This window comes from Lacisediminihabitans sp., assembly GCF_036404185.1.
Lineage (GTDB): Bacteria > Actinomycetota > Actinomycetes > Actinomycetales > Microbacteriaceae > Lacisediminihabitans.
The window spans coordinates 1-19,082 of sequence record NZ_DASWPB010000198.1 but is presented as its reverse complement, the minus strand read 5'-3'; the positions used below and the strand labels follow the sequence as shown (position 1 = coordinate 19,082).

Here is a 19,082-nt window from a genome sequence, read left to right as displayed (position 1 = left end):
GACGGCGGCGCGCAATGCGGCGACCCCTGGACGGTGCCCCCAGGCGTCGATCGCCTCGATCAGGTCATCCATCGTTGCGAAGGGTCGCTGCCGCCGAACGAGCCCGTCGCCAAGGACGACGAGGTCGTCGTGCCCCAGCTCTGCGGCCAGCTGACACCAGACCTCGACCGGATGGCTGACGCGCAGCCCGTTCGGGAGGACGACGGTTCGCGCGCCTCTCAATAGCTGATGGCCGCGCACACCCGGCAGGCGGGGTGCCCGGTTCGGCTGCACCACCGCGACGTCGAGCCCGCCGGGAACACGCCCCTCCGGGAGCCTGAGTCCCAGCAGCTCCGCGGCCGTCCAGTGACTGAAGAAGTGATGGGGCGGCATCCGCGTCGCGTAGGCATGGGCGAGGGCATCGACGGTCGCGACGGTGGAATGCGGCATCCGCACCGCCCGGAAGGGACGGGACAGGTCGTCACCCCTCAGCCGGCCGACTCCCACACCCAACTCGATGGCCTCGGCCAGGCCGAAGGGACGGCCGAGGAGCGATGGCGGGAGCGCGCGGCGATGGGGCATCGGAGGAGTATGCCCGGCGAACCGAGCACCGGCGGCAGATCATCCACAGGCGCCGGCAGCCGGGCGATCGCCTGTCACGAACGGCTCTGTGCGGGCCAGTGGTGAGCAGTTCGTGACAGGCGAGTGGGAACTCTGGGGGTGGAGGTGAGTGGGGTGGCAGACAGACAGACAGGCAGGCAGACAGGCAGGCAGGCAGGGGCTGGCAGCGGTCAGCCGCCGACGACCGGGCCGAAGTGCTCCGCGAGGGTGCCACGATGGGTCGCCCGCAGCTCGTCGAGAGTGATCGTGAAGCGGTCCTGCAGCTCGAGGGCGCCGCCGGCATCCGTCACCCCGATGCGCAGCACGGGCACGCCGCGCCCCTCGCACAGGCCCATGAAGCGCACGTCGTCCTCACGGGGTACGGAGACGATCGCGCGGGCGGTCGACTCGCCGAAGAGAGCGGCGGTGGCGTCGACCCCGTCCCGCTCCATGACCTCGCCGATCCAGACCCGCGCGCCGATGCCGAACCGCAGCACCGACTCCGAGATCGCCTGGATGAGCCCGCCGTCCGACAGGTCGTGCGCCGAGGCAATGATGTTCTGCTCCGATCCGGCCCGGATGAGCCCGGCGAGAGCCTGCTCCTCCGCGAAATCGACGACGGGAGGATGCCCGCCCAGGTGATCGTGGACGACGCCGGCCCAGGCAGAGCCGTCGAGCTCGTCCCGGGTCGTCCCGAGCAGGTAGATGTTGTTGCCCTCGTCCTGCCAGCCGGAGGGGATGCGATCGGCCACGTCGTCGATCACACCGAGGACGGCGACCACCGGCGTCGGATGGATCGGCACATCCCCGGTCTGGTTGTAGAAGCTGACGTTGCCGCCGGTGACGGGGATCTCCAGCTCCAGGCAGCCGTCGGCGAGGCCCTCGACGGCCTGCGAGAACTGCCACATGACCTCGGGGTTCTCCGGCGAGCCGAAGTTCAGGCAGTCGCTCACGGCGACCGGGGTCGCCCCCGTCATCGCGACGTTGCGGAAGGCCTCCGCGAGGGCCAGCCGGGCGCCCTGGCGCGGGTCGAGCTGGCTGTAGCGTCCGTTCGCGTCGATGGCGATGGCGAATCCGAGGCCGGATTCCTCGTCGACGCGGATCATGCCGCCGTCGTCGGGGAAGCTGAGCGCGGTGTTACCGAGCACGTAGCGGTCGTACTGGTTGGTGACCCAGTCCTTGGAGGCGAGGTTGGCGCTGCCGAGCAGCGCGGTGGCCTGCGCCCTGAGCTCGTTGTCGTCCGTCGTGCGGGACAGCTCGGATGCCGAGTGGCGCTGGAGCGCGTCGATCCAGTCCGGATAGGCGACCGGCCGGTCGTACACCGGGCCGTCGACGGCGACGGTCCGCGGCTCGACGTTGACGATCTCCTCGCCGTGCCAGTTGATGATCAGCCGGCCGGTGTCGGTCACCTCGCCGAGAACCGAGGTCTCGACGTCCCATTTCTCCACCACCCGGAGGAAGCCCTCGAGCTTCTCCGGGGTGACGATCGCCATCATGCGCTCCTGGCTCTCCGACATGAGGATCTCCTCGGCGGTGAGGGTGGGGTCGCGCAGCAGCACCTTCTCGAGCTCGATGAACATCCCGCCGTCGCCGTTGGAGGCGAGCTCGCTGGTGGCGCAGCTGATGCCCGCAGCCCCGAGGTCCTGGATGCCCTCGACGAGCTCCTGGCTGAACAGCTCGAGACAGCACTCGATGAGCACCTTCTCGGCGAAGGGATCGCCGACCTGGACGGCCGGGCGCTTGGTCGGGCCACCGGCGGAGAAGGAGTCCGAGGCGAGAATGGATGCGCCGCCGATGCCGTCGCCGCCGGTACGAGCCCCGAAGAGGACCACCTTGTTGCCCACGCCGCGGGCGTTCGCCAGGTGCAGGTCCTCGTGCCGGAGCACACCGACCGCGAGCGCGTTGACGAGCGGGTTCGCCTGATACACCGGATCGAACCAGGTCTCGCCGCCGATGTTCGGCAGTCCGAGGCAGTTGCCGTAGAAGGAGATGCCGGCGACGACCCCGTGGACGACCCGTGCGGTGTCCGGATCGTCGATGGCGCCGAAGCGGAGCGCATCCATCACCGCGACGGGACGGGCGCCCATGGAGATAATGTCGCGAACGATGCCGCCGACGCCGGTCGCGGCGCCCTGGAACGGCTCGATGTACGACGGATGGTTGTGGCTCTCGATCTTGAAGGTGACCGCCCAGCCCTGACCGACATCCACCACGCCGGCGTTCTCGCCCATGCCGACCATGAGGTTCCTGCGCATCTTCTCCGTCGTCTTGGAGCCGAACTGGCGCAGGTAGTTCTTCGAGCTCTTGTAGGAGCAGTGCTCGCTCCACATGACGGAGTACATCGCGAGCTCGCCGCTCGTGGGGCGGCGGCCGAGGATCTCGCGGATGCGGAGGTACTCGTCCTCCTTGAGGCCGAGGGCCGCGTACGGCTGCTCGCGATCGGGGGTGGCGGCGGCGTTTGAGACGGTGTCGGCGACGGAGACGGTGGGAGAGGTCACGTGGGAAAGGGCTCCTGGATCGTTGGGCTCCTGATGGGGCAATTCTATCGGGCCGCGGGTGGGCTCGGCCGGCGCACCGACCGGCCGGGCGCGGACGGATGCGGGGCACCAACCGGACGCCAAGGCGCCTCTCGCTAGCCTTGAGTCACAGCGACAAGAAGGAGGTCTTCGTGTTCGAGTGGAAATCGTGGTTTGGTCTCGGCGTCGCGGTCGTCATCGCGCTCGTCGCCGCGACCCTGGTCGTCATCGTGACCTCGTTGATCTTCCGGGCGGCGGCGAGACGCGAGGAGTGGGCGCGGGGGCTGGTCAGCCAGGCGCGGCATCCGTTCCGTCTGCTCGTTTACGTCGTCGGGGTGTGGATCGCAGGCGCCTTCGCCTTCCCCGCAGGCACGGGCCTGGACGGCAGCGTCCACCACCTGTTCCTTATCGTCACGATCGCCGCCAGCACCTGGTTCCTGGTCACCTTCGTCAGCTTCAGCCTCGGGCTGGCGACATCCCGGTATCGGGTGGATGTCGCGGACAACAAGCTCGCCAGGCGTGCGCAGACCCAGATCCTGATCGTGCGCCGCCTCGCCGCGGTGATCATCGCCATCATCGGCCTCGCCGCGATCCTGCTCACCTTCCCCGGCGTGCAGGCGGTCGGCGCCAGCGTGCTCGCCTCCGCGGGCGTGGTCAGCATCGTCGCAGGCCTCGCCGCGCAGTCGACCCTCAGCAACGTCTTCGCGGGCGTGCAGCTCGCCTTCAGCGGCGCGATCCGCGTCGACGACGTGGTGATCGCCGAGGAGGAATGGGGCCGCATCGAGGAGATCACCCTCACCTACGTGGTCGTGCACATCTGGGACGATCGCCGGCTCGTGCTGCCGTCGACCTACTTCACCACGACGCCCTTCGAGAACTGGACGAGGCACTCGAGCGAGCTGCTGGGATCGGTGGACTTCGACCTCGACTGGCGGGTCAGCCCCTCGCTGATGCGCGAGAAGCTCGAGGAGATCCTCGGCCGCACGCCGCTCTGGGACAAGCGCGCGTCGGTGCTGCAGGTGACGGATGCCGTCGGCGGCTTCGTGCACGTGCGCATCCTGGTCACCGCGGTCGACGCGCCGACCCTCTTCGACCTGCGCTGCTTCGTCCGCGAGGAGATGGTGGAGTGGCTGCACGAGAAGGATCCCGCCGCGATCCCCCGCACGCGGATCCAGACGGTCGAGGAGCAGCCGCGGGCGCGTCGGAAGGCGAGCGACCAGCGCGCGGACACGGGCGGCCTGTTCACCGGCAACCCGGAGGCCGAGGAGCGCGCGAGCCAGTTCACCGCCGCCGTCCCCATCCAGCGACCGGAGGCCCAGGATGCCGGGGAGAAGGACTAGGCGGAGACGAGCGCCCGGATCGCGCTGGTGAAGACGGTGAGCCCGTCCGTGCCGTTGCGCATCGCGGCCGAGGTGTCCGGGCCGAAGCCCTCCTCCGCCGCGTGCTCGGGATGCGGCATCAGCCCGACGACGTTTCCGCGCTCGTTGGTGATGCCGGCGATGTCGTTGACGGACCCGTTCGGGTTCACCTCGAGATAGCGGAAGACCACCCGGCCCTCGCCCTCGAGCCGGTTGATCGTCTCGGCGCCGGCGATGAAACCGCCCTCGCCGTTCTTGAGCGGGATGACGATCTCGGCGCCGGGCTCGAAGCCGTTGGTCCAGACCGTGTCGGCGTTCTCGACCCGGAGACGCTGGTCTCGGCAGATGAAGCTGCCGTGGTCGTTGCGGATGAGGCCGCCCGGCAGCAGGTGCGCCTCGGTGAGCATCTGGAACCCGTTGCAGATGCCGAGCACGGGCACCCCGCGATCGGCCGCGGCGATCACCTCGGCCATGATGGGCGAGAAGCTCGCGATGGCGCCGCAGCGCAGGTAGTCGCCGTAGCTGAAACCGCCGGGCAGCACGATCGCGTCGACGCCGTGCAGGTCGTGGTCGCCGTGCCAGAGGGCGACGGGCTCGCCGCCGGCGAGGCGCACCGCGCGCTGGGCGTCGCGGTCGTCCAGGGAACCGGGGAAGGTGACGACGCCGATCCGGGTCATGGCACGACCGTGATCGAGACGACGTCTTCGATGACGGAGTTGGAGAACATGTCGCCCGCGAGCTCGGTGACCTCGCCGAGCAGCGCATCCGTGACCTCGCCGTCGACGGTCAGCTCGAAGCGCTTGCCGATGCGCACGCCGGTGAAACCGGTCTTGCCCAGCCGGGCGAGCGCCCCGGCGACGGCCTTGCCCTGGGGGTCGAGCAGTTCGGCCTTGGGCATGACCTCGACGACGATTGTGGACACCGAATACTCCAACGAGGTTGCCTGCGGGTGGATGCCCCAAGTCTAGCCGAGGCGGGTGCGGCACGGATCTCGGCGCGGCGCAAGCCCTGCGGCGCAGACGCGAGGGGTTGTACTGTTTCGGAATATGTCCAGAAAAGCCACGCCGGTGACCGAGACCGCGATCACGACCCGCAGCCCAGCCGCGCTCTGGACGGATGTCCTCGGGCGCCTCGCCACGCGCTGCGGCCAGGTGCTCATCGTGCTCATCGTCGTGGTGCTCATCGTCTGGGCGGCGGTGAAGCTGCAGGTGGTGGTCATCCCCGTGCTCATCGCGCTGATCCTCGCCTCGGCGCTTCGTCCGGTGGTGCGTCTGCTCGAGCGGGTGATGCCGCGCCTCATCGCCGCGATCATCTCGCTGCTGCTGGGTGTCGTCGTCTTCGGCGGGGTCATCACGGTCGCGGTCATGGGGGTGGAGTCGCAGTTCTCCAGCCTGCAGAAGTCCGTGGTCCGCGGCATCGACGCCGTCAGCGACTTCATCCAGAACGGCCCCATCGACATCGGCAAGGCCCAGATCGACAACGTGCAGAAGGCCCTCGTCGACTTCGTGACGAGCGCCCAGTTCGGCTCGGGCGCCCTGGCCGGCGTCGGGGTCGCGATCGAGCTCATCACCGGGATCGTGCTCGCCCTGATCGTGCTCTTCTACTTCATGAAGGACGGTCCGGCCATCTGGGCCTTCCTGATCACGCCGTTCAAGCCGGTCATGCACGCCAAGCTGCGCCGCGCGGGCGACAGCGCGGTCCAGTCGCTCGGCGGCTACGTGCGCGGGACCTCGATCGTGGCCTTCGTCGACGCCGTCTGCATCGGGGTGGCCATGGTCATCCTCCGGGTACCCCTGGCCATCCCGCTCGCGATCGTCATCTTCGTCGCGGCCTTCATCCCCCTCGTCGGAGCGACCGCCGCCGGCATCATCGCGGGGCTGGTCACCCTCGTGACCGTCGACCTGACGGCGGCGATCTGGGTCGTCATCGTGGTCATCCTCGTGCAGCAGCTCGAGGGCAACTTCCTCTCGCCCGTCGTTCTCGGTCGATCGCTCAAGCTGCACGGCCTCGTCGTGCTGCTGGCCCTGACCGCGGGCACGGTGCTCGGGGGGATCGTCGGCACCCTGCTCTCCGTCCCGTCGGCGGCGGTCGCCTGGTCGATCCTCAAGCAGTGGAACGACCCGATCGAGCCGGTTCCGGGCATCGACTTCCCCGAACGGGCGAAGACCCAGGAGTTCGAGAGGCGCCGCTCCCCGCGCGAGCGCAGGAAGCCGATCTCCTAGCCGAGATCCAGGATGTGGTCGGCGCGGCTCTCCGTCGCCTCGACCAGCCGGGCGTTGGCCTCGTCCGGGCCGTTCGCCCAGGCGGCCGCGGCATCCGGGGTCTTGCCGAAGCGCACGTGACGCTCGACGAGGCGACGCATCCGGATGTCCCGATCCAGGCGCACGAACAGGCTCAGATCGAGCAGGGGCGCGACCCCTTCCCAGCCGCCCGCGTCGTGCAGCAGGTAGTTCCCCTCCACCACGATGTTCCGAAATGACGGAGTTATCGCGAACGCATCCGGCACCGGCTCCTCGATCTCGCGGTCGAAGCCGGGCACGCTGACCGTTTCTCCGTCATTTCGGATCGCGGCGAGGGCGGTCACGAAGCCGTCGACGTCGAAGGTGTCCGAGGCGCCCATGCGGTTCCGGCGCCCGAGCTCGACGAGCCGGGACTGCGGCAGGTGCCAGCCGTCCATGCCGACGAGGGCGGCGGACGGCCCGAGGGCCTCGACGAGCTGGCGCGCGGCGGTCGACTTCCCCGCCCCCGGCGCGCCGACGAGGCCGACGACGAGGCGACGGGATGCGCGCCCCGCGGCAGGGCCGGCGGCGTCCCGGATGAGGGCGGCCGCGGCGGCGACGCTGGTGAGGATCACCCTCACAGGCTAATCACCGCACGACGCTAGAGGCCCGCGGAGGTCACCTGGATGAGGTTGGCCCACGGATCGTCGAAGCGGAGGGTCCGCCCGTCGTCGCGGGTGCTGAGACCGTAGTGGCGCATCCGTTCGTCCAGGGCGCCCAGGTCGTCGTCGCTCGGCACCACGATGTCCACCCGGCCGAGCCCCAGGGTGCGGGAGCGGCGTCCGGCGCCTGCGCTGTTCCAGGTGTTCATCGCCATGTGATGGTGGTAGCCGCCCGCGCTCACGAACAGCGCGGAGCCGGGAACGGCCATGGTCTGCTCGAAGCCGAGGCGGTCCACGTAGAACTCCTTGGCCGTTGCGACGTCTCCCACCGAGAGATGCACGTGCCCGACGACGGCCGCGCCGAAGCCGGGCGCCTCGACCGCCCTCTCGGTGAGGTGCTCCCTGAGGAAGGCGTTCGGGTCGAGGAAGAGCGTCGACATCTCCACCTGCCCGTGGACCCAGCTCCATCGGGTGCGGTCGCGGTCCCAGTACAGTTCGACGCCGTTGCCCTCCGGGTCGGTGAAGTAGAAGGCGCGGCTGACGAGGTGGTCGGAGCTCCCGGTGAAGCTGCCGGGATGCTTCGTCGCGACCGAGTAGACGGCGGCGGCGAGGGCCTCCTCGCTGTCGAACAGGATGGCCGTGTGGAAGAGCCCGGCGTCGCGCGGCGAGGCGTGGACGAGTCCGGGCGAATGCTGCAGGACGACGACGGGAGTCGTCCCGCGTCCGAGGGTCACGGTGTCCGCGGTCGCGCTCAGCGGGGTCAGCGTGACGGCGTCGCGATAGTAGGTGGTCATGGCCTCGAGGTCGGCGACGAGGAGGGTGACCGCCCCCATCGTCGTGTCGGCCGCCAGCAGGTCGGTGGATGTCATGCCCACCACAACTTAGTTGAGTTCTCAACTATTCCCGGTATGGTCGAGACATGACCGAGTCGACGGATGCGCAGAGACGGGCCTGGCGATCGCTCATGACGGCGGTCGTCGTGCTCGAGGGCGCGCTCGACCGGCAGTCCCAGCGCGACGGCGGCATGCCGCACGCCTACTACCAGGTGCTCGTCGTGCTCTACGAGACGCCCGGCCGGCGCCTGACGATGAGCGAGCTGGCCGCAAGGCTGCGCTATTCGCTCAGCCGCCTGGCCCACGCCGTCACGAGCATGGAGCGCTCCGGCTGGGTGCGGCGCAGCAGGTCGACGGAGGATCGCCGGGTGCAGTTCGTCGAGCTCACGGATGCGGGCATCCGCTCGGTGCGCACCGTCTCGCCCGTGCAGGCGAGCGAGGTGCGGGCGAAGGCCTTCTCCCTGCTCTCCGGGGAGCAGGTGCTGCAACTCGAGGCCATCGCCGCCGCCATCGTCGCCGGCCTCGATGGCGGCCCCGTTACCCGCGCCGCCGCACGTCCGGCAGCAGCGCCCGAACCGACCTCCCTCTGAGGGCGCTGAACCAGACGCCGGCCCCGTAGGCCAGGTCGTCCAGCCGCCTGGCCACGGCGAACCGCACGGGGTCGAGGTCCGGCCGGGTCCGACGGTATTCGAGCGCGGCGTCGAGCAGGCTCGAGGCGATGAGCGCCCGTCGTGCCCGGCGCGAGAAGACGGCGGCGAGCACCGTGGCCGGCCACCAGTGACGCACGAACAGGGCCATGGTCTGCGAGATCGCGGCCAGCACACCCGCGGAGGTGAGGCGGATGCTCACCCGCGCCGGATGCTCGCTCCGCCCCAGCCTGCGGGCGATCCGCCAGGCCGCCGCGGCCGAGATGCCGAGCGCGACCGGGATCGACCAGCGGCGCTGGGCGAGCAGCGCCGCGCTGACGCCCAGGGTCCACGGCGAGAACACGGCCGGTGCGATGTCCTTGGGATGGCGGACGGAGAGCGGATGCGCCGAGCTGCCGTAGAAGGCCTTGCGGCCCAGCCAGTCGCGCACCGTCTGCCGGTGCTCGTGCCACACGGTGGCCTCCGGCTCGAAACGGATGCGCCAGCCCCGCTCGGCGAGCCGCCAGACGAAGTCGACGTCCTCGCCCTCGCGCATCTCGGCGCTGAAGCCCTCGCCGATGGCGTCGACGCGGGCGACGAGGAAGGCCCCGGGCACCCAGGAGACCGGGGAGCGGGGGCGAACGGTCGCCGGATGGATGCCGAGGTCCAGCGAGGATCTAGCCTCCTCGTAGCGGCCGATCCAGTTGAGGCCGGTCTCGCCGCGCAGGCCGAGCACACGCGGTGCCGCCACGGCGACGCGTGGATCGGCGAAGTGCCTGAGCAGGACCGAGGTCGCCCCCCGATCCACCACGATGTCCGAGTCGACGAAGGCGACGAACGGCGTCGTCACCTGCCTCAGCCCCTCGTTGCGCGCCCTCGCTGGACCGCCGTTGACGTCGAGCGGCAGGAACCTCGCCCCGTGCGCGGCGGCCACGTCCATGATCTCGGCCCGATCGGGGGAGACGTCGTCCACGACGATCACGGTGCTGTCCGCGCCGATGCTCGTGAGCAGCCGGTCGAGCGCGGCCGGCCGGCCGAAGACCGGTACGACGAAGGTCACGTCCGCCTCGTCGACCGTCGGCAGCGTCTCGAGCACCGGATCGGCCATCCCGGCCTCCAGGAGCCGGTCGGCGAGGCCGCGGCTGGCCGCATCCGTGACCCTGATCCGGCGGTCGACGATCAGCGCGGCGCCCGCGGGAGTCAGGTAGAGGACGCGGGTCGGCGATCCGCCGACGAGGGCGCGTCCGCCGTCGGCGATCCGCACCCGGCGGCCGAGAAGGACCGTGAAACCATCGGGCAGCGACGGTGGCGGCGGGGCGGACAGCGGTGGGGCGGACAGCGGCGAAGCGGTCGGGGTCACCGGAGGCTCCCGTCGCGGCCCGGGTCCCGCAGGCAGCCACGATCGTCGGGCGAGCCCTTGTCGATCCTCCGCACCGCGCTGTCGACCATCAGTCGGAGGAGCTCCGCGCCCCGCTCCTCGCTCGCTCCGGTGGGATCCCCGAGCACCCCCGTCGGGGCGACCGCCCGCACCCCGCCCGCGCGCATCCGCGTCAGCAGCTCCGTCACGGGAGTGACATTACCGGGGCTCGCGAGCGACATGTCCACGTCATGCGGGGAGAGCAGCAGCATAATCGAGGTCTCGGTGAGCCCGGCGTGAGCATCGCCCTCCGGTACCGTGCACGGCAGCCAGGCGACCCGATGCCGCTCCGCGATCAGCCGGGGGACCGCGCGTGCCAGGGTGGCGAGATTGCCGCCGTGACCGTTGACCAGGACCACACGCGCCGCCCAGGTCGACAGCGACCGGACGAGCTCGACGACGACCGCGCCGAGGGCCTCGTGGCCGATGGAGATCGTGCCGTCGAAGGACTGATGCTCGCCGCTCGCCCCGTAGGGAATGGTGGGCGCGACGACCACGGGTCCCCGATCCCGCAGTCGATCGGCGATCCGAAGCGCCACGGCGGTTGCGATGGCGCTGTCGGTGGAGAACGGCAGGTGCGGGCCGTGCTGTTCCGTCGATCCGAGCGGGACGAGCACCAACGGCGCGGTCGGGACCGTCGGCCAGGTGGCATCCGCCAGCAGGTGTTTCACCGGTTGCGGCTCCTCTCGCTGGTGTCGCGGGTCCTATCGCGCGGCGGCGGACCTGGCCGGGGCCCTGCTTCCCGCCTTCGCGGTCGACCGGGCGGTCGGAGTCGCTCCGAGCGTGCGCGAGAAGGTCGGCGGGATGTACAGGTCCTCCGGCGACAGCTCGTGGATCGAGGAGTGGCCGAGGCCGAGCACCGCGGAGTCGAGCCCTCCGCGCAGGATGTCCAGCACGTTCTCGACGCCCGCCTGGCCGTTGGCGGCCAGCCCCCAGAGGTAGGCCCGGCCGATCATCACGGCGCGGGCGCCGAGCGCCAGCGCCTTCGCGACGTCCCCTCCGCGTCGGACGCCGCCATCGAGGACGATCTCGATCTGGTCGTTCACCGTCTGCGCCACCGACTGGAGCACCCTGATGGTCGCCGGCGTGCCGTCCAGGTTGTTGCCTCCGTGATTGGAGACGGAGATCGCGGTCACCCCGGCGTCGATCGCCCGCTTGGCGTCGTCGATCCTGGTGACCCCCTTGAGCATGAACGGGCCTCCCCATTCCTTCCGCAGCCAGGCCACGTCCTCCCAGGTGGGCGGCGGGGTCTGCATCCACTCGTAGTAGGCGCCGAAGAAGGTCGGTGCCTGCCCGCCGGGGGCGGCCAGGTTCGGCGTGGTCAGGTCGGGCACGTGCCCGGCCTTCGCGAAGGCCCACAGCCATTTCGGATGCGGCAGGACGTTCGGCGCGAAGGAGATCATCGTCTTGAGGCTCATCGTGTCGGGGATCGTCGGGCTGCCCCAGTCCCGTCCGTTGGAGAAGGACCAGTCGAGGGTCGCGATGAGGCCCTTGGCCCCCGCGGCGCGGGCGCGCTCCATCCGCTGCACCATGGCCTCGCGGGTGCCCGTCCAGTACATCTGGAAGAACAGGTTCTGGTTCGCCGCGCCCACCTCCTCGACGGACTTGCTGGCGAAGGAGCTGAGGCCCATGATCGTGCCCCGATTGGCCGCCGCGCGGGCGACGGCCACCTCCCCATCGGGGTGCACCGCCTGCACGCCGGTGGGAGAGATGATGACCGGCAGCGAGATCGGGATGCCCATGACGGTCGTCGACAGGTCGCGCTCTGGCTTGTGTCCCGCCACGTGCGGTGCGAAGCCCAGTTCACCGAACGCCGCCATGTTGTCCTCGACGGTCAGGCCCCGCTCGGAGCCGGCGACCAGCGCGCCGTAGACGGAGGATGGCAGACGCCTCTTCGCTCTGCGCTGAGCCTCGGCCACGGTCTCGAACCATGCATTTTTCGCCATTGAGTTCTCCTCTTTCGTGAAGCCCCGCGAGCGGTTCCGCGCCGCGAGGATGGCTGATATCCCCCACAACTGCGACTCCTTCGACCTTAATTGCACCGGGTGCCAAATGGAAGGGTCCGGATCGTCGATGGCCGTCATCCGCCCCCGAACACGCGGCCGAGGGCGGGCGCGACATCCCGATAGGTCCGCACCAGCTGAGCCGTCCCCCTCCCGACCTGAGCCAGCTCCCTGCCGAGCTCGACGTCCTTCTCCCCGCTGACGTCGATGAGCACGTCGAGTCTCGGCAGCCGGGCGGCGATCTCCCGCGGGTCAGGGCCCGCGTTGTGCACGCAGTCGGAGAGCAGGATGACCCGCGCGTCGCGGGCGGGGATGCGCGCCAGTTGTTCGGCGGCGATCGTCAGCGGAAACGCAAGGTTGGTCAGGCCCCGCGCGGGCATCCGCAGCATCGTGTCGAGGAGCTCGGCCGGGACGACCCGTGCGCCGAGCTCGAGCAGCACCGCCGCGTCCGACCAGAACGCGATCACGCCGAGCGCGTCGTCTCTCAGCTCCGCCGAGAGGGCGCCGACGGTCGCCGCCGCCGTCTGCACCCTGTCGCCCTTCATCGACCCGGAGACGTCCACCGCGAGCACGACGGACCTCCTCGTGCGCACCCGGTCGCGCACGATGATGTCCTCCTCCTCGGGGAACGGTGTGGTGGCGAGCACCTCGAGGGTCCTGTCCAGGTCGATGTCGTCGGAGCCGGCCCGAAAGGGCAGGCTGGCGAGGGTGCCGGGCCCGCGATCGATCAGGGAGTCCCTTCGCGGCCGCGGGATCGCCAGCCTCGCCATGATCTCGGCCGCCCTGGCGCGCACGACCGGATCCGGCGCGATCACGTCGAGGTCTTCGGCGACGAGCTCCCCCGTCTCGTCGGTGACCCCGGTCGCGGTGCCGCCCGGCGGTCGCGCACCGGCCTTGCCGCGACCGTCGTCCTTGACCCGCAGCACCAGCCCGCCGCGTCCCGGCGAGGGCTCGAACAGGGTCGGCTCCTCCTCCAGCCGCTTCGGGATGCGCCGGAGCGGTCGGCGCTGCGAGCGATCCCGTCGAGGCTCGTTGCGAATGGGCGAGTCGGCCTCGACCTCCCTTCAGCCCGGCTGGGCCCTCGCCGGGTCCAGGACGAAGCGGTCCTCCCAGATCTCCCGCAGCACCTGCTCCGGGGTGACGCCTGCCGCCTCGTCGAGACGGATGCGCCCGGACAGCGCCACGATCATCGCGTCGAAGCACAGCTCCGGGTACCCCGCGTCGTCCGGGTCCGTGATCCTCCGCAGGACGGCGAGCTGCTGGGCGACCAGCACGCAGTCGATCGCCCCGCGGACGCTGCTGCCCTGGCGCACATCCGGATGTCTGCGGGTGGCGCGGGTGACGGCCACCGCGTCGGCGATAAGCCGCTCGCCGAGCGGGCCGTCGGCCCCCGTGCGCAGGGCGACGATGCCCTCCTCGGCCGGCCCGCTCTGGTAATCGATCGCCAGCCGGTTCAGCCGGTCGGACACGCTCGTCGAGAGGCGGGTGGTGCCGACGTTGTCGTAGGGGTTCATCGACGCGATGACCCGGAAGGTGGGTAGGGCGGTGAAGCTGCCGACGCGGGGCACGGCGATGGAGCGATCGGCCATCGCGGTCAGCAGGGCGTTGAGCGTGTCCTCCGGCGCGCGATTGAACTCCTCGATGTAGAGGAAACCGCCGGCGACCATGGCGTCGACGAGCGGTCCGGCCACGAAGTTGTCCGCGCTGTAGTCCTCCTTGAGCACCCGCGCCGGATTGTTGTGGCCGATGAGCTTCGCCGGCGTCAGATCGGCGTTCCCCTCGACGAAGAAGAGCGGGATGCCCCACTCCTCGGTGATCGCCTTGAGCATCGTCGTCTTGCTCGTGCCAGGGGGCCCCTCGAGCAGGATGTCCCGCCCGGCCGCGATGGCCGCGAGGGTGAGCTCAAGCTCCCGCTCCCTGCCGACCAGATGGGCGGCGACCCTCGTCCTCGTCTCTGTCACATCTACCCGCACGGTGCTCCTCCTCGCGCCCCGACCGCGCCCTGCACTATTTGATCGTGTATCCGGCGTCGATCTTCAACTCCGTCCCGGTCACGTACCGCGCCTCGTCGGAGGCGAGGAACAGGACGGCGTTGGAGATGTCCACCGGCTCCACCCAGGGGACGGGCAGCGCGTTCGTCGACTCGAACACGGCGGCGGCCTGCTCCCTCGTCGGATGCTCGACGTCGGGCAGGAACAGCCTGAACGTTGCCTCGTTGAGGATCATGTCCGTCGCGACGCCGGTCGGATGCACCGTGTTCACCCTGATCGAGTGCGGTGCCAGTTCCAGCGCCAGGGTGCGCATGATGCCGACCACGGCGTGCTTGCTCGCGGTGTACGCGGCGACGTTCGGCGTGCCCTTCAGACCGGCCGTCGAGCTCGTGAGGATCATCGAACCACCGGTGCCCTGTTCGATCAGGTGCGGGATCGCCGCCTTGGCCGTGTGCCACACCCCGGTTTGGTTGATATCGATCACGAGTTGCCACTCCTGGTCGGTGACATCCTCCGTCCTGTCGCCGAACGCGAAGACGCCGGCGTTCGCGCTCACGATGTCGACGTGGCCGAGCTCGGCGACTCCTCTATCCAGAGCCGTCTTGAGCTCGTCGAAGTCGCGGACGTCCGCCTTGCTGGCAACGATCCGACGGTCGAGCGCCTCGACCTGACGCACCGTCTCGGCGAGGTCGTCCTCGGTCGCTCCGCGGTAGTACCTGTCCATCCCGGGCAGGGACTCGGCGATGTCGACCGCGATGATGTCGGCGCCCTCCTGGGCCAGCCGGATCGCATGACTGCGCCCCTGCCCCCTGGCCGCCCCGGTGATGAACGCGACCTTGCCTTCCACTCGTCCCACGATGTTCTCCTTCCTCCTGCGATGTCCTTCTATTTGATGAGCGATCCGGCGTCCACCGGGAGGGTGATGCCGGTCACGTAGCGCGAATCGTCCGAGGCGAGCCAGAGCACGGCGTTGGAGATGTCGACCGGCTCCACCCACGGGATGGGCAGCACGTTGAGCGACTGGAAGCGCGGCGCGAGGTTCTCCTTGGTCCTGTCCTTCTCGTCCAGGTCGGGGGCGAACAGGGCGTAGGTCGCCGGATTCTGGATCATGTCCGTGTTGACCGACGTCGGATGCACGCTGTTGACCCGGATCAGGTCCGGCCCGAGCTCGATCGCCATGACCCGCATCATCCCGACGACGCCGTGCTTGGCCGCCGTGTAATGGACCATGTTCTCGAAGGGCATGAGACCGGCGGTGGAACTGGTCAGGACGATGGATCCGCCCCTGCCTCCCGCCTTGAGGTGCGGGATGGCCGCCTTGGCCGCGTGCCAGACGCCGGTCAGATTGACGTCGATCATGTCCTTGAAGGTCTGCTCCGGCAGCTCGTCGGCCCGGCCGAAGCTGAAGATCCCCGCGTTGGCGACGACGATGTCGAGCCGGCCGAGCTGGGCGACGCCGGCGTCGACCGCCGACTTCACCGCGTCGAAGTCGCGGACGTCCGCCTTGGTGGCCACGATCCGACGATCGAGCTCCTCGATCTGCCGCACCGTCTCATCCAGGTCGGCGGCCTCGCCCATCCCGTACGGCACGCTGTCTATCTCCCGGCGATGTCGATCGCGATGATGTCGGCGCCCTCCTGCGCGAGATGCAACGCGTGGCTGCGGCCCTGTCCGCGGGCGGCACCGGTGACGAAGGCGACCCTGCCGTCTAGCTTTCCCATGATTGTTTCCTCCTCGTGAGATGTCCATTGCTGTGCGACATCGAGGGCGCTCTCGGTGCAGAGGCCCTATTTCAGGAAGCAGCCGGCGTCGACCGGCAGGGGCACGCCGGTGATGTACCGCGCCTCGTCCGAGGCGAGGAACAGCACGGCGTTGGAGATGTCGACGGCCTCGACCCACGGGATCGGCAGCGCGTTCATCGCCTGCGACGCCGGCAGGAAGTCCTCCCTGGTCGGCTTCTCCTTGTCGGGGGCGAACAGCCGGTAGGTCCCCTCGTTCTGGATCATCGGGGTGTCCACCTGGGTCGGGTGGATCGAATTGACCCTGATCATCTCCGGGGCCAGTTCGAGTGCCAGGGTCCGCATGAGCCCGACGACGCCGTGCTTGGCCGAGACGTAGTGGGCGATGTTCGCGTAGCCCTTGATGCCCGCCTCCGAGCTGGTCAGGATGATCGATCCGCCCCGTCCGCCGGCCCTGAGGTGAGGGATGGTGGCCTTGGTGGTCCGCCAGACGCCGGACAGGTTGGTGTCGATCATGTTCTGCCACATGTCCTCGTCGAGCTCCTCCGTCGGGCCCATCTGCGTCGAGATGCCGGCGTTGGCCGAGACGATGTCGAGCCGGCCGAGCTGGGCGACGCCGTCGTCCACCGCCTTCTTCAGGCCGGCGTAGTCGCGGACATCCGCCTTGGTCGCGATGATCCGGCGATCGAGCGCCTCGACCGCGGCCACCGTCTCGGCGAGATCGTCCTCCGTCGCCGGCCCGTACGGCGCGCCGGGAATGTCCTCCAGGAGGTCGACGCCGATGATGTCTGCACCCTCCTGCGCGAGCCGGATGGCGTGGCTGCGCCCCTGCCCCCTGGCCACTCCGGTGATGAACGCTACCTTTCCTTCTACACGCCCCATTGCGTGCTCCCTTCATTCGATCCGGCACCGGAGGTCTCCGGTCCGGTTGGTTCCGTGTCGATTCAGTACTGCGTGTTCCCCGCATCCACCGTCAGCTCGAGAGAGGTCACGTAGCGCGACTCGTCCGAGGCGAGGAACAGCACCGCGTTGCTCTGATCGACCGGCTCGGTGATCTCGATCGGCAGCAGATTGGCGAGCATGCCGCCGAGCTTCGGATGCTTCTCCAGGAGGGGACCGAAGCTCGCCGAGCCGTCGCCGCTCCCCATCGGGGTGTTGACGCCCGTCGGGTGGATGGTGTTGACCCGGATGTTGTACTCCGCCAGTTCCGTGGCGTACGCGCGCATGAGGCCGACGACACCGTGTTTGGACACGACGTACGGGCTCAGGAAGGGGAGGCCCTTGATGCCGGCGGCCGAGCTCGTCATGATGATCGAGCCGCCACCGTTCGCGATCAGGTGGGGGACCGCCAGCTGGGCCGTGTTCCAGTACCCGGTGAGATTGGTCCCGATGGTCTGCTCCCAGATCTCCGGTGTGACCTCGTCCCAGCCGGCGATGATGCAGACACCGGCATTGGCGACGACGATGTCGAGTCGGCCGAGCTCGCTCACACCGCCGTCGATCGCCGCCTTCAGCGCGTCGCGGTCGCGGACGTCGGCCTTGGTGGCGATGATCCGCCGGTCGAGGGCCTCGACCTGCCGCACCGTCTCCGCGAGGTCCTCCGGCGTCGCCGATGCGTAACCGACGTTCGGGATGTGCTCGACGAAATCCACGGCGATGATGTCCGCGCCCTCCTCGGCGAGGCGGACGGCGTGGCTGCGCCCCTGGCCTCGCGCGGCTCCGGTGATAAAGGCGACTTTGCCTTCTACCCGTCCCATGGTGTGTTGTCCTTCCGTTGTTGTGTGCGAATGAGGGTCATCCGCAGGAGCAGCTCGATCCCCCTCCGCACTCGCAGGAGGCATCCGTCTTCGCCAGCAGGTTCATCCCCGCCAGCGGGCTCGGTTCGCAGTCGGCGTTCTCTCCGGTCGGCGCGATCCCCGCGCGACGGCTCGGGGTGAGCCGGATGGGACCGAGACCGGAACGCCCGGCGCGGGTCGTGCGATGGGAGTGATCGACGATCGACGAGGTCGGCAGCACCGGGCCGCCGTCCTTCTCCTTGCGGTTCTTGAGCAGCTCCTCGCCGTAGCCCTGGACGCATTCCGGGTCGGGGCCGTCCAGCGGGAGCCCGGTGAAGAACTTGGCCGCCATGCATCCGCCCTTGCAGGTGTCGAAGAACGTGCACGACGCGCAGGCGCCCCCGGACTGAGGCCGGCGCAGACGGGTGAACAGCTCGGAGTGGCGCCAGACCTCCTGGAACCCGCCCTCCGATCGGACGTTGCCGGCCAGGAACTCCTCGTGGATGGCGAAGGGGCAGGCGTAGACGTCGCCGACGGGGTCGATCAGGCACACCACGCGCCCCGCCCCGCAGAGGTTGAGCCCTGGCAGGGCGCCGCCGAGGGCGGACAGATGGAAGAAGGAGTCGCCGGTGAGGACACCATCGCCGTGGGCGACGAGCCAGTCGTAGAGCAGGCGCTGCTGGGCCTGCGTCGGATGGAGCTCGTCCCAGACGTCCGCGCCCCGGCCGGATGGGCGAAGACGCGTGAGGCGCAGCTGGGCGTCGAACCGGTCCGCGATCGCCTTGAACTCGTCCAGCTGCCCGATGTTCTGACTGGTGCAGACCACCGAGATCTTGAACCCCGTGAAACCGGCGTCGTAAAGGTTCTGCATCGCCGTCATGGCCGTCGCATAGGAGCCAGGCCCGCGCACATGGTCGTTGACCTCCGCGGTCGCGCCGTCCAGGGAGATCTGCACGTCGACGTAGTCGCTTGCGGCCAGCCGCCTGGCGATGTCCGGGGAGATCTTCACCCCGTTGGTCGAGAACTTCACGCCGACGTGATGGGCGCTGGCGTAGTCGACCAGTTCCCAGAAGTCCGGCCGCACCGTCGGCTCGCCGCCGCCGATGTTGACGTAGAAGACCTGCATCCGCTCCAGCTCGTCGATGACGGCCTTCGCCTCCACAGTGGACAGTTCGCGCGGGTCACGCCGGCCGGAGGAGGACAGGCAGTGCGCGCAGGCGAGATTGCACGCGTACGTCAGCTCCCAGGTCAGGCAGATCGGCGCGTCCAGGCCCTTCTCGAACTGCTCCACCAAGCGCATCAGGACGCCTCCAGCATGTGGGTGTCGGCCAGCGTGGCCAGCGCGGCCGCGAACCGGGGCAGGT

The 19,082-nt window shown here is 69.6% G+C and carries 19 protein-coding genes and 1 pseudogene; 3 read left to right on the top strand and 17 right to left on the bottom strand.

Going from position 1 to position 19,082, the window contains the following annotated elements; translation table 11 throughout:
* Together VGC18_RS14200 and purL are read right to left on the bottom strand one after the other, a co-directional pair.
* Nucleotides 1–561, bottom strand: a pseudogene (locus VGC18_RS14200) (hypothetical protein); the annotation flags it as partial.
* A 209-nt stretch (nt 562–770) separates the two neighbouring features.
* A complete protein-coding gene (gene purL, locus VGC18_RS14195) occupies nt 771–3,077 on the bottom strand; it encodes a phosphoribosylformylglycinamidine synthase subunit PurL (protein WP_331098526.1) in 2,307 nt (768 codons plus the stop codon).
* A gap of 170 nt (nt 3,078–3,247) precedes the next feature.
* Between purL and VGC18_RS14190 the strand changes: the two genes are divergently transcribed.
* Entirely contained in the window at nt 3,248–4,435 is a 1,188-nt protein-coding gene (locus VGC18_RS14190) for a mechanosensitive ion channel family protein (protein ID WP_331098525.1), read from the top strand.
* Here VGC18_RS14190 and purQ read toward each other — a convergent pair.
* Both purQ and purS read right to left on the bottom strand, forming a co-directional pair.
* Nucleotides 4,432–5,130 (bottom strand): phosphoribosylformylglycinamidine synthase subunit PurQ, encoded by a 699-nt coding sequence (purQ, locus tag VGC18_RS14185; protein WP_331098524.1) that lies wholly within the window; start codon nt 5,128–5,130, stop codon nt 4,432–4,434. The two genes, VGC18_RS14190 and purQ, sit on opposite strands and share 4 nt — an antisense overlap.
* Entirely contained in the window at nt 5,127–5,375 is a 249-nt protein-coding gene (gene purS, locus VGC18_RS14180) for a phosphoribosylformylglycinamidine synthase subunit PurS (protein WP_331098522.1), read from the bottom strand. Before purS ends, purQ begins: the two co-directional genes overlap by 4 nt.
* Before the next feature lie 124 nt (nt 5,376–5,499).
* On the opposite strand from purS, the gene VGC18_RS14175 reads away from it, so the two are divergent.
* On the top strand, nt 5,500–6,675 hold the full coding sequence (locus VGC18_RS14175) for an AI-2E family transporter (protein WP_331098520.1): 1,176 nt from the start codon (nt 5,500–5,502) through the stop codon (nt 6,673–6,675).
* Here VGC18_RS14175 and VGC18_RS14170 read toward each other — a convergent pair.
* Together VGC18_RS14170 and VGC18_RS14165 are read right to left on the bottom strand one after the other, a co-directional pair.
* Nucleotides 6,672–7,307, bottom strand: a complete 636-nt coding sequence (locus VGC18_RS14170) for a nucleoside/nucleotide kinase family protein (RefSeq protein WP_331098518.1) — start codon at nt 7,305–7,307, stop codon at nt 6,672–6,674. The genes VGC18_RS14175 and VGC18_RS14170 overlap by 4 nt on opposite strands.
* A 26-nt stretch (nt 7,308–7,333) precedes the next feature.
* Nucleotides 7,334–8,203 carry a VOC family protein gene (locus VGC18_RS14165; RefSeq protein ID WP_331098516.1) on the bottom strand — a complete coding sequence of 290 codons (870 nt, stop codon included), beginning with the start codon at nt 8,201–8,203 and terminating at the stop codon, nt 7,334–7,336.
* Between the two features lie 50 nt (nt 8,204–8,253).
* Here VGC18_RS14165 and VGC18_RS14160 point away from each other — a divergent pair, with 50 nt between their 5' ends.
* On the top strand, nt 8,254–8,757 hold the full coding sequence (locus VGC18_RS14160) for a MarR family winged helix-turn-helix transcriptional regulator (protein WP_331098514.1): 504 nt from the start codon (nt 8,254–8,256) through the stop codon (nt 8,755–8,757).
* Here VGC18_RS14160 and mftF read toward each other — a convergent pair.
* The 11 genes from mftF to mftC all read right to left on the bottom strand — a co-directional run bounded on the left by mftF (nt 8,705) and on the right by mftC (nt 19,018).
* Nucleotides 8,705–10,153 (bottom strand): mycofactocin biosynthesis glycosyltransferase MftF, encoded by a 1,449-nt coding sequence (gene mftF / locus VGC18_RS14155; protein WP_331098512.1) that lies wholly within the window; start codon nt 10,151–10,153, stop codon nt 8,705–8,707. The genes VGC18_RS14160 and mftF overlap by 53 nt on opposite strands.
* Nucleotides 10,150–10,881, bottom strand: a complete 732-nt coding sequence (mftE, locus tag VGC18_RS14150; RefSeq protein ID WP_331098510.1) for a mycofactocin biosynthesis peptidyl-dipeptidase MftE — start codon at nt 10,879–10,881, stop codon at nt 10,150–10,152. Before mftE ends, mftF begins: the two co-directional genes overlap by 4 nt.
* Before the next feature lie 33 nt (nt 10,882–10,914).
* Nucleotides 10,915–12,156, bottom strand: coding sequence for a pre-mycofactocin synthase MftD (gene mftD / locus VGC18_RS14145; RefSeq protein ID WP_331098508.1), 1,242 nt, complete (start codon nt 12,154–12,156; stop codon nt 10,915–10,917).
* 134 nt (nt 12,157–12,290) lie between these two features.
* Entirely contained in the window at nt 12,291–13,139 is an 849-nt protein-coding gene (locus tag VGC18_RS14140; protein WP_331098505.1) for a vWA domain-containing protein, read from the bottom strand.
* Nucleotides 13,140–13,277: 138 nt separating this feature from the next.
* On the bottom strand, nt 13,278–14,186 hold the full coding sequence (locus tag VGC18_RS14135; RefSeq protein ID WP_331098504.1) for a MoxR family ATPase: 909 nt from the start codon (nt 14,184–14,186) through the stop codon (nt 13,278–13,280).
* A gap of 34 nt (nt 14,187–14,220) precedes the next feature.
* Nucleotides 14,221–15,060: a mycofactocin-coupled SDR family oxidoreductase gene (locus VGC18_RS14130; protein ID WP_331098502.1), complete on the bottom strand. Its 840-nt coding sequence runs from the start codon at nt 15,058–15,060 to the stop codon at nt 14,221–14,223.
* A 29-nt stretch (nt 15,061–15,089) separates the two neighbouring features.
* A complete protein-coding gene (locus VGC18_RS14125) occupies nt 15,090–15,782 on the bottom strand; it encodes a mycofactocin-coupled SDR family oxidoreductase (RefSeq protein WP_331098500.1) in 693 nt (230 codons plus the stop codon).
* A gap of 17 nt (nt 15,783–15,799) precedes the next feature.
* Complete coding sequence (locus VGC18_RS14120) at nt 15,800–15,925, bottom strand: hypothetical protein (RefSeq protein WP_331098498.1); 126 nt, start codon at nt 15,923–15,925, stop codon at nt 15,800–15,802.
* A gap of 66 nt (nt 15,926–15,991) precedes the next feature.
* Nucleotides 15,992–16,825 (bottom strand): mycofactocin-coupled SDR family oxidoreductase, encoded by an 834-nt coding sequence (locus VGC18_RS14115; RefSeq protein ID WP_331098496.1) that lies wholly within the window; start codon nt 16,823–16,825, stop codon nt 15,992–15,994.
* Between the two features lie 62 nt (nt 16,826–16,887).
* Nucleotides 16,888–17,700 (bottom strand): mycofactocin-coupled SDR family oxidoreductase, encoded by an 813-nt coding sequence (locus tag VGC18_RS14110; RefSeq protein ID WP_331098494.1) that lies wholly within the window; start codon nt 17,698–17,700, stop codon nt 16,888–16,890.
* A gap of 37 nt (nt 17,701–17,737) precedes the next feature.
* Nucleotides 17,738–19,018 (bottom strand): mycofactocin radical SAM maturase, encoded by a 1,281-nt coding sequence (mftC, locus tag VGC18_RS14105; protein WP_331098491.1) that lies wholly within the window; start codon nt 19,016–19,018, stop codon nt 17,738–17,740.
* Between the last annotated feature and the right edge of the window lie 64 nt (nt 19,019–19,082).